The sequence below is a fragment of the Marinobacter sp. Hex_13 genome (genome assembly GCF_001566815.1).
Taxonomy (GTDB): domain Bacteria; phylum Pseudomonadota; class Gammaproteobacteria; order Pseudomonadales; family Oleiphilaceae; genus Marinobacter; species Marinobacter salarius.
The window spans coordinates 1-13952 of sequence record NZ_LSMM01000003.1 but is presented as its reverse complement, the minus strand read 5'-3'; the positions used below and the strand labels follow the sequence as shown (position 1 = coordinate 13952).

Genomic DNA, 13952 nt, shown 5'->3' with positions numbered 1-13952 from the left:
GCCACGGCAAGCAAAAGAACAATCGTCAGATCAAAGCTTGCAACCGGTCTCTTCGACGGTGCGGGCTACTTTCTCGCCGTCAAAAATCTGCAGGTTGTTCAGCGTGCGGATGCCATGCTCTGGATGCATGGAGCCGGAAACACCCCAGTTCGGGCTGACCATGGCCTGGTTATCGCCTTTGCGGAACGTCACCGTGCCGTTCGGGGCTTCCATGCTCATGCCGCTGAGCGCCTTGGCAACAGCCGGCCCCTCGGTGCTGCCGGCCGCTTCCATCGCCTGCTTATAGGCGTAGATGGCAGCGTACGCACCCTCAGCGTTATAGCTGGGAGGGTTGCCATAGGCGTCAAGGTAGGCTTTCACGAAGCGGTCGTTAATGTCGTTGTCGTAGGCCTCGTACCAGTAACGTGTAGACAGATGCACTCCCTCGGGCATTTCCTCGCCCAGTGCGGTCAGTACTTCGGTCGCGGCGCCCACGGTAAACATCACCTCCAGGTCCTCTTCGAAGAACCCGCGGGTGTTTGCCTGGCGGACAAAGTTGACCAGGTCTCCGCCCCAGACAGAGATCAGAACGCCCTCGGCGTCAGAGTCCATGACCCTGTCAATGAACGGGGTGAAGTCCTCGGCGCCGAAGCGCGGGAAGTTGGTCTCCGACATCAGGTTGACGTTCGGATTGATCTCTTTGAGGTAGTTTCCGAAGAATTCCCAGGACTGATGGCCGAAGGCATAGTCCGGACCGATGGTGGTCCAGTTGGTGGCATCGGTTTCTGCAGCCACCAGCGCGGCGGCCTTCATATTCTGGGCCACGTTGACACTGATACGGTAGGTGAACGAATTACACAACTTGCCGGTGACATCCGGCGTGGCAGCGTGGGTAATGATCAGGGGTTTCTGTAACTCCGGCATGGTTGGAACCATACCCTGGGCCACGCCAGAGCTGTCCAGGCCCACGAGGGCGTCCACACCCTCCGAGTAGACCAGTTTGCGAGCGGCCTGGATGGCTACTGAAGCCTTCCCCTGGGTGTCCTCGTAGACCATTTCGACCTGACGACCCAGAATGCCGCCGGAGCTGTTGATTTCATCCACTGCCAGGTTGATGCCCTTCTGGGCAAACTCACCATAGGTGGCAGCACTGCCAGAGAGGATGTAGAGGCCCCCGAGCCGGATGGGCTCCTCAGCATAACTGATACCTGCGGTACCAAGCGTAGCGGTTGCGGTCATCGCAACCAGAAGTTTCTTGATGCTTGATGTTTTCATGGTAATGCTCCTGTGTTCTTGTCTTTTTTGTCACTGGAACTTTCAGGCCTGTTAAATCAAGCCACGATTTCATTGTCATATGTTCGTCGTTCGCGTTATCGCAACCTCCTGCTGACCATGGCCAGCCCAGTCATCAGGACAACGTGTCCCTTAAAATGTTTTTGCGGATCTTGCCAGTGGCGGTCTTGGGCAATTCACCCAACACGACCTTCCGCGGCGCCTTGAAGTGCGCCATTTGCTTCCGACAAAAGGCGATAATTTCCTCGGGCGTGGGTTCTTCGCCATCATCGATCGGATTGATAAAGGCGCAGGGAACCTCCCCCCATTTTTCGTCGGCCATGGCCACCACTGCCGCCTCAGACACTTTCGGGTGGCGGTATAGCACTTCCTCCACTTCCAGGCTGGAGATGTTTTCGCCGCCGGAGATGATCACATCCTTGGCCCGGTCACGGATTTCGACATAATGATCCGGGTGCATGACGGCCAAGTCACCGGTGTGGAACCAGCCATCGCTGAAGGCCTTTTCAGTGGCTTCCTCATTTTTCAGGTAGCCCTTCATCACCGTGTTGCCACGAATACAGATCTCGCCCATGGCTTTTCCGTCTGCAGGTACCGCCTCCCCGCTGACCATATCCAGCACCGCAACTTCATCCAGGCCGTGCGTGGAAACACCCTGGCGGGACATTTTTAACGCCCGTTCTTCCAGCGGCAATTGCTGCCATTCCTGCTGAGGCACACAGAGTGTCGAAGGGCCAAACGTTTCGGTCAGGCCATACAGGTGGGTGATCTGGAAGCCGATTTCTTCTGCCTTGCGAATCACGCTACTGGGAGGCGCTGCGCCGCCCAGAGCAAACTGGGCTGGCCGGGAAAGTGTCAGGCTCGCGCGCCCCAGCTCCTGTATCAGCAGGTTCATCACCACTGGCGCCCCACACATGTGGGTCACACCGTAGTCTTCGATCCGCCGGTAGATCTCCTGACTGTCCACCTCCCGTAGACACACATGGGTACCGCCAACGGCGGTGATTGCCCAGGTATAAGCCCAGCCATTGCAGTGGAACATTGGCAGGGTCCACAGGTAGACGGTCTCGGCCGTCATGTCGAAAGCCATGGCGTTGGTCATGGCCGCCAGGTAGGCGCCGCGATGGTGGTAAACCACGCCTTTGGGATTGCCTGTCGTTCCAGAGGTGTAGTTCAGGGAAATGGCATCCCACTCGTCTGTGGCATGCTGCCAGCCTGCGTCCGCGTCGCCTTCCTGCAACAAGGCTTCGTAATCAAGATCCGCCAGACCCTGGCTCTTCCCTGCCTTGCTATCGATGCCAACCAACAAGGGATTAACCTCAAGCTCTGCTACCGCGGCCCGGACCTGCTCTTCCCACTGGGTGTCGTAGAACAGAACCCGTGCCTCACCATGGGCCAGGATAAAAGACAGGGCTCCAGCATCGAGGCGGATGTTGATGGCGTTCAGTACCGCACCCGACATAGGCACGGAGTAATGGGCCTCAAGCATTTCATGGGAGTTTGGACACAGAATGGCTACCGTGTCGCCGGTCTCGATACCGCGTCGACTCAGGGCACTGGCCATCTGACTGCAGCGAACGTAAAGCTCCCGGTAGGACAGGTTCATGTCATCATCAATCACCGCCAGCTTGTCCGGGTACACCCGAGCGGACCGCTGCAGCAGCGTGAGCGGGGTGAGTGGCGAATAGTTTGCGGTGGTCTTGTTTAGGTTCTTGTACTTGTTCATGTCGCACCTATGTCACATCCAAATCACACCCAAATCACACCATCCGGGATTGTTCGGGTTATTTCAGGTAGCCCGGATTGTTTACTTTCAGCCGTGTCTCCGTCATTGCGCGAAGGACCGCCCGCAACTCACGGTCGCTGCCGTCGACAACGCGTTCACGAAGCGCCCTGGCCAGGGTCTGTTCACCCTGCTCCGACTCCTCCGGCAACGCGTGACCGGCCAGAAAACGGGAGAGCATGACGTCGGTTGATTCAGGCTCTCCCGCCTCTTGCTGTTCCTGTTCGCGGATGGCCATGCCCATGGCATTGGCGATCATTAATGCCTCGTATTTGCGCTCCCCGCCAAGTTCAGGGACCAGCGAATCGAGCAACACCTGGCGAGCCTCGGCAAGCAGGTCACGGGTCTCAGGTCGATTGATCATTGCCATCCTCCAGTTCCTGAATCTGGTTCAACAGGTCATATTCCATCTGAGCGACCATGCGGCCGGTCAACGCCAGCTCGAGCGAGCGCTGCTCACCCGACATGTGACGGCGCGCCTGTTGCAGGGCAATGGCAGCCCAGCGCACCAGCGCCATGACCTCCCAGTAGTTGACCCTTGCCGGACTAATGCAGGCTCCGGTTACCTCCCGGTAGCCGTCCAGAAGATCCTGTTTATCTCCAATTCCGCCCACTTCCCGTTCATCAGCGCCGAAACGCCAACTGCGACTGCAGAGCCACCCCAGGTCTTCGCAAGGGTCGCTCCAGGCGGCGAATTCCCAATCCAGAATGGCCGTCAGTCTGTCGCCGCTTATCATGTAATTGCCGGTTCGGAAATCGCAGTGGCATAGAACAGTGAGATCTGGTTCCGGGGCGTTATCCTCAAGCCAGTTCAGTGCCCACTCCAGCACCGAGTGTGGCTCACCAATCTCTTCCAGATAGCGGCGGTAAAGGGCGACCCGGCTAAGGGCTGGATTATCCGGGTTGGGCATCGCCAGAAAGTCCAGCGAATCGTCCGGCGGCCTGACGCTGTGAAGTCTCGCAAGCTCTGCGCCAAACGTTCGAACAAGAGCGCGGCGCTGCTCGTCAGTAAACTCCGACTTGACCAGCTTGCGTGGTGACGCACTCCCGGCAGCCCGAGCCATGACATAGAACACCTGCCCGGTGACCGCAGTATCCTCGCACAGCCAGAGAGGTTCAGGCGCCGTTACCCCGGCACCGAAAGCGGCCTGCAACACCCGAAATTCCTGCGGCCTGGTCAAGCTCTCGGCCACCCCGGACGGTGCGTCCTGTCGCACCACAAATTCGTGCCGCCCAGGACGGTTACCGCCCTCCAAATCCAGCGTTAGCCCGAAGTTATCCTGGATCGCCCCTCCGGAAAGCTTGTCGAAAGAGACGACCGTTGCGTCGGAGGCTCCAGTCTGCCGCACGATAAAAGTGGCAAAGGTATCCTCAAGTGCAGACATCAGGCTTCGACTCCCCAGTGCCAGAAGTCTGTACGCTCAGCCAGGAGTGTTCTCGAGAACACCATTTTGTGCACTTCCGATGCGCCATCCACCAGCCTTGCCTGGCGGGCATAGCGATAGATCCACTCCAACGGGGTATCCTTGGAGTACCCCCTGGCGCCGCAGAGCTGGATTGCCGTGTCTACCGCCTTGTGCAAGGTATCGGCCACCGACACTTTGGCCATGGAAACCTCTTTTCGGGCAAAATCACCCTGGTCCAGTTTCCAGGCAGCGTGCATGGTCAGTAATCGGCCGATCTGAATCTCCATTGCCGCCTCTCCCAGCAGCCACTGCACCCCTTCGCGTTGTGCCAGGGGCTGACCAAAGGATTCCCGGTTATCCACATAGTCGGTGGCAATCTCCAGGGAGCGTCTCGCCAGGCCCAGCCATCGCATGCAATGGGTAAGACGGGCCGTGCCCAGGCGAATCTGGGTCACCTTGAGCCCGTCTCCCACCTCCATCAGTCGATTTTCGTCCGGGATTTCCAGACCATCAAAGCGCAGCTCGCAGTGGCCGCCGTGTTCTTCCGGCCCCATGATTGGAATACGCCGGATGATCTCCCAGCCCGGATCGTCTTTGTGAAACAGGAAAGCACTCAGGCCTTTGCGAGTGTCTTCGGAGGTGCGCGCAATCAGAATGAAATGGGAGGCTTCTGCTGCTCCGGTGATGAAGTGCTTGTGGCCATGAATCACCCAACGATCGCCCTTGCGCGTGGCGGTAGTCTGCATCATGCCGGGGTCCGAGCCACAACCGGGAGGTGGCTCGGTCATGACGAAAGACGAACGCACCCTGCCCTCAACGATGGGTTTGAGCCAACGCTCCTGTTGGGCCTCTGTACCGACTTTCGCCAGTACGGTCATGTTGCCGTCGTCCGGTGCCGCCGAATTGAACACCACCGGCCCGAAAATCGACCGGTTCATTTCCTCGTAACAGGCAGCCATACCCGAGATATCGAGCCCCTGGCCGCCCAGGCGCTCGGGAAGCTGCAAGCACCACAGGCCTTGCTGCTTTGCCTTTGCACGCATCTGCTCAAGGTAGTCCGCCGCGATGTTCTCATGCTCATCGTAGGCCTCCGGGTTCTGCTCCAGCGGCAACAGCTCCTGTTCGACAAAATCCCGGATGCGTTTTCGGTACGACTCGTTCCTGGGGTCCAAATTGAAATCCACAGCCCACTCCTTACAACGAGGATTGAAGATGGCCGCCATCCACCACAAGGGTGCTGCCGGTCATATAGTCGGAAAGTCCGGAAGCCAGCAGCAACAACGGACCACTCAAGTCATCAGCCTGCCCCAATCGACGCTGAGGAATACGGCGGATCATTTTCTGGCCGGGTTCACTGGCAAAGAAATCGCGGTTCAGATCGGTCTCGATGTAACCCGGCGCAAGTGCATTAACGCGGATTCCATATCGGGCCCATTCCAGCGCAAGAGCACGAGTCAGCTGCTCGACACCGGCCTTGGCCGCGGCATAAGGCGCTACGTTGCCGGCCACGCGATGACCAAGGATGGAAGAGATCATGATGATGCTCCCGCCCCGATTAACTGCTGATAGACGACGGGCGGCTTCGTTGCCGACCAGCCAGCATCCCTTGAGGTTTGTGTCGATAACCCGGTCCCAATCCTGACCGTTAAGGTCCAGAGCCTTCTTGCTCGTTGCCACACCGGCATTGGAAACGACGACGTTCGGAATGGCGATCTCATCAGCCATGGTATTGAAGGCTTCAGCGACACTGGACTCCTTGGTTACATCCATAGTGACAACGTGGATACGATCAGCATGTTCCGGAAATTCGGCCTTGAGGGATTCAAGTGCCTCTCGGCGACGGCCACAGACAATGACGCTGGCACCAGCTTCAACGAGACAACGAGTAAAACTCTGACCCAAGCCGCCAGCAGCACCCGTTACCAGAGCAGTCTTGCCGTCTAGCCGCAGAGACCCATTTGCGTTGTCTGACTTCGTTTGATTGGAATTATTCATATCGCGACCTCCGCCAACAAAAATAGAACGAGCGCTCGTTTTATTCAAGTAAAAAAGATTTTTTAAGGCAATATTCAAACTACGAAGAGGGAAAGTCAGGGAGGATGCATAGCAAGTCTTGATACCGTAGTTCTGCGTCTACGCTTGCTCATACTCCCGAACCAACTCCTGCAGGAAATAAAGGCCGGCCGAACTCAGGAAGCAGCGGCCGGCACCGGAGCGAAACAGCAGATTGCGTTTATCCAGATAATCCAGGGCTTCCGGCACCCCTTTCTCAAAACGTGTCGCCCTGATAATCTCCTGATACTCCTCATCGCCCGCCAGAGCCGCCAGGTCCTGCTCATTCAAACCGGCATCGGGCCGGCCAAGGTATTCAACGTCCCGGCCGCTGCGGGCGAAATAGCGGCCAATAATCAGCAATATCACCTGCACACGAAAGGCGTTTTCATCATGCTCCTCGCTCTCGTCGTCGCTGCTTTCCTTAAGGAAGAAAAATGCTCCGGTTTCGTTGAACACCAACTCACTACCGAGATGCTCATAGAAAGTCCGAAAGTGGGACATGTGATTATAGAGCAGGTTATAAAGCGGATTGGACCGTAGCTCGGAACGATTGCTGTCCCAAACATCACGCACAATAACCCGTCCAGCCTGGAACTCCCGGTAGATGGCAGCGCTGTGGGCGGGCAGGATCTGATCAAATTCAGACATGGTGTTGCTCCAGGCGGCGGTTGCGGTAGACAAACTGTTCGCTATCGGGTGAATGTTCCAGGGTTCTAAAGCGGTTGGTGGTGACCACCTGCATGCCCTCTGGTGGTGAGTTCACCAACCGATTCAGGGCCGCCAGCAAGTCCGGAAAACGGTATCCGGGGATAAAGCCATCCAGGCGACCGTGCAGCTCCCGCACCAGATCAGTGGTGGGCCGCAGTTCCAGCGTTTCCAGCCATTGATAGAGCTGGTTGATACGCTGAACGTCAATGCGGGTGTGGCGGCCGCTGCCATCGACTTCCTGAAGGACCGGCGCCTCGGCTTTTCGTCGAAGATCGTTCAAACGCAAATCCAGTTCGCTAAACAGCAACTGGTAGTAGCTCGAAGAACTCCCGAAGGCATAGTGTTTTGGGCGCTGCTGGGCTCGCAGCCCCACCAGGAAGCCGGTGCTGCGGGCAAAGTCTCCGCCTTCCAGCCATTTTCGTTTGAGACTGAGGGTCTCGGTTTCGCTCTTCAGCTCCTGCAGTTTTCCAAAGAAATGCTCCATGGCGTTGTACTGGACCATGCCCTGGCGAGTCTTGCGGAGGAAGTGCTCCACTTCCTGGGCCACCGCCTGAATGGGTTTGTACAAGGCGTTCAGGCTGATGGAGGAGCGGAACAACTGGTCTGCCAGGATGTGGTCGCCGTGGCTTTCCAGCAGCCGGACCATCGCTTCCAGAGTCTCGAACAGGTTGCTGCCATCAGGCAGGCGAGTATCCGGGTTCAGGAACACCAGGGTCGGCTTGATGTGGCGCTCGTACAGGGTAACAATCTGCTCAAACAGGTTCTGGCGGAACTCCAGGAATTTCTCCGGCGCGCGGCTGGCGTCTCCAGAAAGGTCCGCAAGCTGGGCGCTGATGGTCTGCATGCGCAGGACGTTCTGGCGCAGCAAGCCGATGAGCTGACTGACCCGCTCGTTCAGATCATCCCTTAACTCGGTGTAGTCCGGGTCCGCGTCGCTGAAGCTACTGGTCTCCAACCGATTGCGCACATCCCGCAGGTTCACCAGATGGCCGCGCAGGCGGGCATCGGTCAGTTCCTGATACAGCGAGGCGTTGCAGGCCCGCATCAGGTTGATCAGCGCATCCTGGAACACCAGGCGACGTTCACCTTCGGCCTTGATGATGTCGATCACCAGGCCACTGCGGAACAGATTGTCGGTATTCAGCGCCAAGCGCACCCGATCCCGGTCCGCATTGCCAAGGGTGCGGGTATAGTCCATCACCTCGGCCACCAGATCACTTTCACGAATATACCGCGCTTCGTTCCGGTCCATCCGCTCAATCATCCGGAACAGAATCTTCGGGTGCTCGAACAACAGCCGGGTGGTATCCAGGGTGCTGAAGCGTTTACTCATCCGCCGGCTCCAGCAGGCTGTTCTGGGTCTGATCGGCCCATTGGCTCAGGGATTCGCCGTTGGTAAATCCCTCAGCCCCACCCCAGAAAACCAGGGTGCGTTGTGGGCTGTAAGGCCGTGCCGTGCGCATCTGCCCTACTTCCAGGTGCCGGCCGATCAGGTAAATCACTTCCGCGCTGGCACTGTGAGTGGCGGCGGAGAACAGATTGAAGCCCTGCTTGCGCAACCGTTCCAGCAGCGAAGGCATCTGGCTGATGTCCACGCTGGCAAGCTCGTCCAGCACCATGGGGAACGACAGCTGCACGCCCGGATACAACACCCGTTTCAGCAGCCGGTACACCAGTTCCAGATTGATCAACGCCGTGGTGGAGGTGGACTGGCCTTTCTTGTCCAGGCTCGCGGCGTTTTCCTTACGAGTGCGGTAGGAAATGCCGGTGATCACCTTGTCCATGGTCAGGCGCTTGCTACCGCCCTCCCCGAAAAAGTCCGCCACGAACACCCGTAAACGATCATAGAACGCATCCGACTGCAGCTGGTTGCCATAAGGGTCGATGTTGTTGGCTTCTTCCACCAGATTGCGGAATTTCGGATCGGTGTGGATATCCACGCGGATTTCCGCCAGATCGTTGATGCGCACGCCCTCCAGCTCGCGGTTCAGCTGCGCTTCGAAACGGGCGATGTGTTCGTGGTTGGATTTCAGGGCCTGCCGATAGCTCGCCACGGTTTCATTGTGGATACCAACCTGCTGCTCCAGCACATTCCAGCGCTCGGCCATGCCGGCAAACAGATCCGACAAGCTTTTGAACGTTTCGCGAATAACGGATGACGCCGGGCTGTCTTTCTGCAATTCGCCTTCGGTATCTTCGTGAATGTCGAGATACACGAACTGGCGAAGGTGGTCGAGAATACTGCGGCGGCGCTCTTCCAGGTCGTCCAACTGGGTTTGCAGATCGTCAAACGCCGCGACGGACACCTGTTCAATGTCCAACGGCTGCTCCGCTTCCACGGTTTTCAGATGCGGTAATCGGTGCTCCACGGTTCCGACGCTGCGGCTCAGGCCCGCCAGTTCCCGTTCCCGCTCCTCGATACGCTCTTTTTCGGCCCTGGCTTTGGCGGCCTTCTGCTGAACCGCGTCCTGCTTCTCCTGCTCCAACCGTGCCTGTTCTTCCAGCTTGGCCAGCTGTTCCTCCGCCGCCTGCTTTTCCTCAGTGGCATCCCGCAGGGTGGTCGTGGCAGCGGGGTAACGCTGGAGCGTTTCCAGATCTTTCTCGATGGCGCGAATCTCTTTCTCGGTGCGCTCGATCAACCGCGGCCGGTCATGTTCCTGGTTGGCTGTGTATGCCAGCTCCGCCCGCTCCCTTTCCAGGCCATGAAGCTCGCCTTCGATATGCCGGCGCTGCTCTGCAAAGTCAGTCTGCCGGGCCGGCTGGGCCAAGTATTCGGCGTCGAACCAGTCGAAGCCTTTACCCGTGGGCACAAACAGCCGGGCGAAAGCTTCGATGGCCGCTTTGCTATCGGCGTCCAGATCCTGGCCCGGGCTGGCCATCACCAATCGAAGATCCACGGCCCGCAGCGGTGCCGCGGCGGCTTCATCCAACTGGTTCTGCAACTGCCAATGTTGCTTGCTTTCCCGATCCTTCAGGGATTCCAGCTTGCGCTCGAGTTCTAGCTTCTTTTTCTGGATCTGCTCCAGCCGGATTTCCGCCTGGGCGGCACTCTTGAGGGCAGCCAGATGCCCTTTCTTACTATCGAGTTCCTCTTTCTGGATGTCCTCAATTTCCTGAAGGGTCATCTCCCCGTAATGGGACACCAGCAAATCGCCATCTTTCTGGTTTTGATCTGCCCTTTTAATTCGTTGGTCTGCGGACTTTATTATCTTCTTCAGGCCATGGTCTTCCTGCTCCAGTCCTTTCAGCGTCTGCACAACATGGCGCAGCGTCTCATTCTGTTCATTGAAAGCCTCGACTGCGGTTTTGCGTCGTGAGCCAATGTCCTGCAGGGCATTACTGACGCCACCCCGGAAAGCGGCGAAATCGGGCTGACTGCGAAGAAGCGTCTGGTAGGACTGGTAATCACGGTACAACTTTTCGAAGCGAGGGCGCTCCTTCTCGATTGCTGTGAGTTGGGTTTGTAGCTGCTTTAACTGATCATGCCGGTTGAGAAACTCGTCGATATTGAAATCAAAGGCGTCGTCGGCAAACTTCTTGTCTGCCTCGATAATGCTGGCCACCGCATTGGACATGGCCTGATCGTCCGCCTTCATTTCAAACAACAGCAGAATCAGCGTGCGCAGAGACTGCACCCGGCGCTCGTCGGACTCACCCAAAGGCAGCACCGAATAGCGTACGGCATCAGCGTTCATCAGCTCGCTGCTGTACAGCATCTGTTTGAGTTTGGCCGGGTCATTCACCAGCCGGGTTTCTTTGGAGTGTTTTTTCAGTGTCTCTGACACGCGGCTAAAAGTCAGCTCTGGCACCGCCTGGCCGATTCCGTCCTCATCATTCCCATTCCAGAACAGCGGCCGCAACTGGTCATAACCCACCGGCACGAAAGCGCGTCCATAGCTGAGCTGACTAGCGCTGTCCCGATACAGGATCTGGCAATGCACTCCCGCCGGGTTCTCGGCCTCCATGATCAGGAAACTGAACTGGCTGGGAAAGTAATGCTGGTAGCTTTCCTCGTTAGAATAGAAACTGCCGGCGCTGGCATTGCGGAAAGCGAATTTCTTGCGACTGTTTTTAAAGTTATTTTCCGGCAATAGAAACAGCCGCAGGCTGTTTAAAAGGCTGGACTTGCCCAAATTGCCCGGGCCCAGGATCAGGCCGTGGTTGTCCACCGGAATTTCCACGTAACAGAAGCCAGCAGAATCCACCAATACCAGACGGCGAATACCAAAATTGAAATTGCCTGGGCTCCCCTGGGAGTCACTCATCCAGAATCATCTCCTGTTCCATGAATTTGCCGGTTGCCCGGAAGGCCTCTGCCAGGGGCACAAAACCAAGCCCCTCTGCCAACGATATCGCCCTGGTGAACCGTTCGGTGGTGTCCGGTATATTGCGGAACCACGCCAGCCATGGCTGCCAGTCGGGCGGCTGAACAAATGTGGCTTTGTTACCAAGAGAGGCTGCGATCGTCGAGAACATTTGCAGACCACCCGCATCATAATCGAATGCGCAGAATACTTCTTCATAGCCCTGCAGCCAGCCAAGAATCGCGCCCCGGGTAACCCGGTTGCCACCACCCAACACCACATCACACTCCGCAAGTTCCAGGCGCCTACCCAGTGTTTCACTGGCAAAATCGAGCATCTGCGAATACTGGTAGAAATTCCGCTCGTTCTCTACCACCAGCACCGACCGGGCTTGATGAAACCCCATATCCACGAATTCTGTTCCTATAACGACTACGTCCGGCCTGCTGTGCGCGAACCCCTGATGGTAAACGAGAAGAAAACTGACCTCGGTGCCATGGCGATGAGAGTTACCCTTTTTTGCGGCGTCTACCCGGCTTACCGGCGTTTGCGTCACATCCTGCAGCTCCGTGAAAGCGGTTTCATTTAGGATCGTGACAAGCCAACGGTTGGTTTTCACCTTTTCCGTCGCAAACAACTTCCTATGGCGGCGCCGAAACGCCTCCGGCAGTTTCTTCAGGAAAGCTTCATAGTTAATGGGCTGGCCACGGAGGATTTTCTCGAGGTAGTCGTTCAACAGCTCACCACAATCATTCTGAACAGTGTTTTTTAACGTAGGTTTGACAATTAGTGTAACGCCATCAGGCGCCTACTGTATCGGGGATTTTTAATCCAGAATGTTAACCTGACTCTTTGCAAAGCGAGTAAAGGTAAGTCAATGAAAGACACGTACACTATCAGCCGTGGCAACCCTATCCTGGTGACGTTCGACACTAAGGGCGAGCCATTGGATCTTGAGGACCTTGCTTCAGTCAGCCTTTTCGTTTCCGGGCGGCAGGCTGGTGAATTTCTGCTGCGGATGCAGGATTGGAGGTTGATCCGATGACCAAACTCGCTCTGATAACCGGTGCCAGCGCAGGAATTGGCCGTGAGGCCTGCGCCTTCTTTGCCCGGAACGGCTATAGGGTTATCGCCCTTTCCCGACAGCCAACCGGCGTCGAGTCAGCCGATCTGGAGCTAGCGCTGGATCTTGAATCCTTTGAGCAGATTGAAGGGCTTTCGGGTGCTCTAGACACCGAAATCGCGGGCGCAGAACGAGTTATTCTGGTTAACAACTCGGGTTATGGGCAGTTCGGCGCGCTTCGCGACCTGTCCGAATCCATGTGGCAAAAGCAGTTCAGCACCCACGTATTCGGCCCCATCAAGCTGGCTGCCATCTGCCTGAGACTCTGCGAACAACACGGCATACCCTTGCGGGTCATTGCGGTTAGCTCTGTTCTATCCATCGCGCCCCAGAAAATGAAAGGCGCCTACTGTGCCGCCAAATCCGCGATGAACACGGCCCATGAAAGCTTCTGGTTTGATGAACAGGCCAGCAACAGCCTTGAAAGTGTCTCGCTTGTGCTCCCGGGCCCAGTGGTGACCCGGTTCAGAGAACATGCTCTGGCCGCTTTGCAGCCCTTGCTTGGCCGGGCAAGCGCCGTGCACCGGGAAAAGTACAAGGCAATGGAAATAGCCCTCGCGCCAGGCGCCAGAATCAAGCCCTTTACAGCCAGTGCGTCGGACGTCGCGAAAAAGATTGTCAGAGCTGCAGAAGCGGGACGTCCCAAGCCTCGCTATCTGGTTACACCCCAGACCTACGCTGCCGAATTTATCACCCGGTTTATTCCCCGCTCGATCCAGAGAATCATCTTAAGATAGGCCGAGTCTTCTTCACCTTTAGGGCCCGGCTTAATTCATCCTTCACATATGCTCCAACAGCTTTGAGGATACCCAAGTCCGGATCAGCCTTTTCGTCATCAGCCAGCCGGAAAATCTGCTGGTAGTACCAGGCCTAACCGCCCAGCACATTTATTATTTTGACGGGAATCAGCGGACTGACTGGCGAGAAAACCCCGCTGGGCAAGCTTGACGTGATCTTCATGGCAAACCGTCTTATCGATACGCCCTTCAAGCAGATCCCTGGGCGTATCCGGATCCGTGCAAAGCGGTCGGCCAAGGCCAATCACGTCAGTTTCGCCGCTGACAACCGCCTCTTCCATAAACGTGCGCGTCCGGAATCCACCGGTGACCATTAGCGGGCAATCGCACACCTCTCGAATCGTTTGGGCGCAATCCAGGAAGTAAGGAGCTATCGTCAAATCTGGTGTTCAGAGACTTGTGCATATTCCGGCCCATCGTGACCGCCCATTCCGTTTGAACGTGACCGCCTGTTCCGGGTGATCGTGACCGCTCATTCCGTTTTATCGTGACCGATTTTGGACG

13 protein-coding genes are annotated in these 13952 nt (G+C 57.0%); 3 read left to right on the top strand and 10 right to left on the bottom strand.

Annotation, left to right across the window (positions count from 1 at the left end; all coding sequences use genetic code 11):
• Window positions 1-30: 30 nt before the first annotated feature.
• From AXW11_RS02410 to AXW11_RS02365, 10 genes are all read right to left on the bottom strand, one after another.
• Window positions 31-1254, bottom strand: coding sequence for an ABC transporter substrate-binding protein (locus AXW11_RS02410; protein ID WP_091643807.1), 1224 nt, complete (start codon window positions 1252-1254; stop codon window positions 31-33).
• A gap of 133 nt (window positions 1255-1387) precedes the next feature.
• On the bottom strand, window positions 1388-2998 hold the full coding sequence (locus tag AXW11_RS02405) for an AMP-binding protein (RefSeq protein ID WP_091643810.1): 1611 nt from the start codon (window positions 2996-2998) through the stop codon (window positions 1388-1390).
• Window positions 2999-3056: 58 nt separating this feature from the next.
• Window positions 3057-3419 carry a DUF6285 domain-containing protein gene (locus tag AXW11_RS02400; protein ID WP_091643843.1) on the bottom strand — a complete coding sequence of 121 codons (363 nt, stop codon included), beginning with the start codon at window positions 3417-3419 and terminating at the stop codon, window positions 3057-3059.
• Window positions 3403-4440 (bottom strand): phosphotransferase family protein, encoded by a 1038-nt coding sequence (locus tag AXW11_RS02395; RefSeq protein WP_091643813.1) that lies wholly within the window; start codon window positions 4438-4440, stop codon window positions 3403-3405. Before AXW11_RS02395 ends, AXW11_RS02400 begins: the two co-directional genes overlap by 17 nt.
• On the bottom strand, window positions 4440-5645 hold the full coding sequence (locus AXW11_RS02390) for an acyl-CoA dehydrogenase family protein (RefSeq protein ID WP_091643816.1): 1206 nt from the start codon (window positions 5643-5645) through the stop codon (window positions 4440-4442). The genes AXW11_RS02395 and AXW11_RS02390 overlap by 1 nt, the downstream gene beginning before the upstream one ends.
• 10 nt (window positions 5646-5655) lie before the next feature.
• Window positions 5656-6456 (bottom strand): SDR family NAD(P)-dependent oxidoreductase, encoded by an 801-nt coding sequence (locus tag AXW11_RS02385; protein ID WP_091643819.1) that lies wholly within the window; start codon window positions 6454-6456, stop codon window positions 5656-5658.
• A gap of 138 nt (window positions 6457-6594) precedes the next feature.
• Window positions 6595-7164: a condensin complex protein MksE gene (locus AXW11_RS02380; RefSeq protein ID WP_091643822.1), complete on the bottom strand. Its 570-nt coding sequence runs from the start codon at window positions 7162-7164 to the stop codon at window positions 6595-6597.
• Window positions 7157-8557: a hypothetical protein gene (locus tag AXW11_RS02375; protein WP_091643824.1), complete on the bottom strand. Its 1401-nt coding sequence runs from the start codon at window positions 8555-8557 to the stop codon at window positions 7157-7159. The genes AXW11_RS02380 and AXW11_RS02375 overlap by 8 nt, the downstream gene beginning before the upstream one ends.
• Window positions 8550-11489: a coiled-coil domain-containing protein gene (locus AXW11_RS02370; RefSeq protein WP_091643827.1), complete on the bottom strand. Its 2940-nt coding sequence runs from the start codon at window positions 11487-11489 to the stop codon at window positions 8550-8552. The genes AXW11_RS02375 and AXW11_RS02370 overlap by 8 nt, the downstream gene beginning before the upstream one ends.
• Window positions 11482-12264 (bottom strand): hypothetical protein, encoded by a 783-nt coding sequence (locus tag AXW11_RS02365; RefSeq protein WP_091643829.1) that lies wholly within the window; start codon window positions 12262-12264, stop codon window positions 11482-11484. Before AXW11_RS02365 ends, AXW11_RS02370 begins: the two co-directional genes overlap by 8 nt.
• Window positions 12265-12405: 141 nt before the next feature.
• On the opposite strand from AXW11_RS02365, the gene AXW11_RS02360 reads away from it, so the two are divergent.
• The 3 genes from AXW11_RS02360 to AXW11_RS20785 all read left to right on the top strand — a co-directional run bounded on the left by AXW11_RS02360 (window position 12406) and on the right by AXW11_RS20785 (window position 13765).
• Window positions 12406-12573 (top strand): hypothetical protein, encoded by a 168-nt coding sequence (locus AXW11_RS02360; RefSeq protein WP_258955222.1) that lies wholly within the window; start codon window positions 12406-12408, stop codon window positions 12571-12573.
• Window positions 12570-13388: an SDR family NAD(P)-dependent oxidoreductase gene (locus tag AXW11_RS02355; RefSeq protein WP_091643832.1), complete on the top strand. Its 819-nt coding sequence runs from the start codon at window positions 12570-12572 to the stop codon at window positions 13386-13388. The genes AXW11_RS02360 and AXW11_RS02355 overlap by 4 nt, the downstream gene beginning before the upstream one ends.
• A 158-nt stretch (window positions 13389-13546) precedes the next feature.
• Window positions 13547-13765 (top strand): hypothetical protein, encoded by a 219-nt coding sequence (locus tag AXW11_RS20785; RefSeq protein WP_309599046.1) that lies wholly within the window; start codon window positions 13547-13549, stop codon window positions 13763-13765.
• Window positions 13766-13952: the final 187 nt, after the last annotated feature.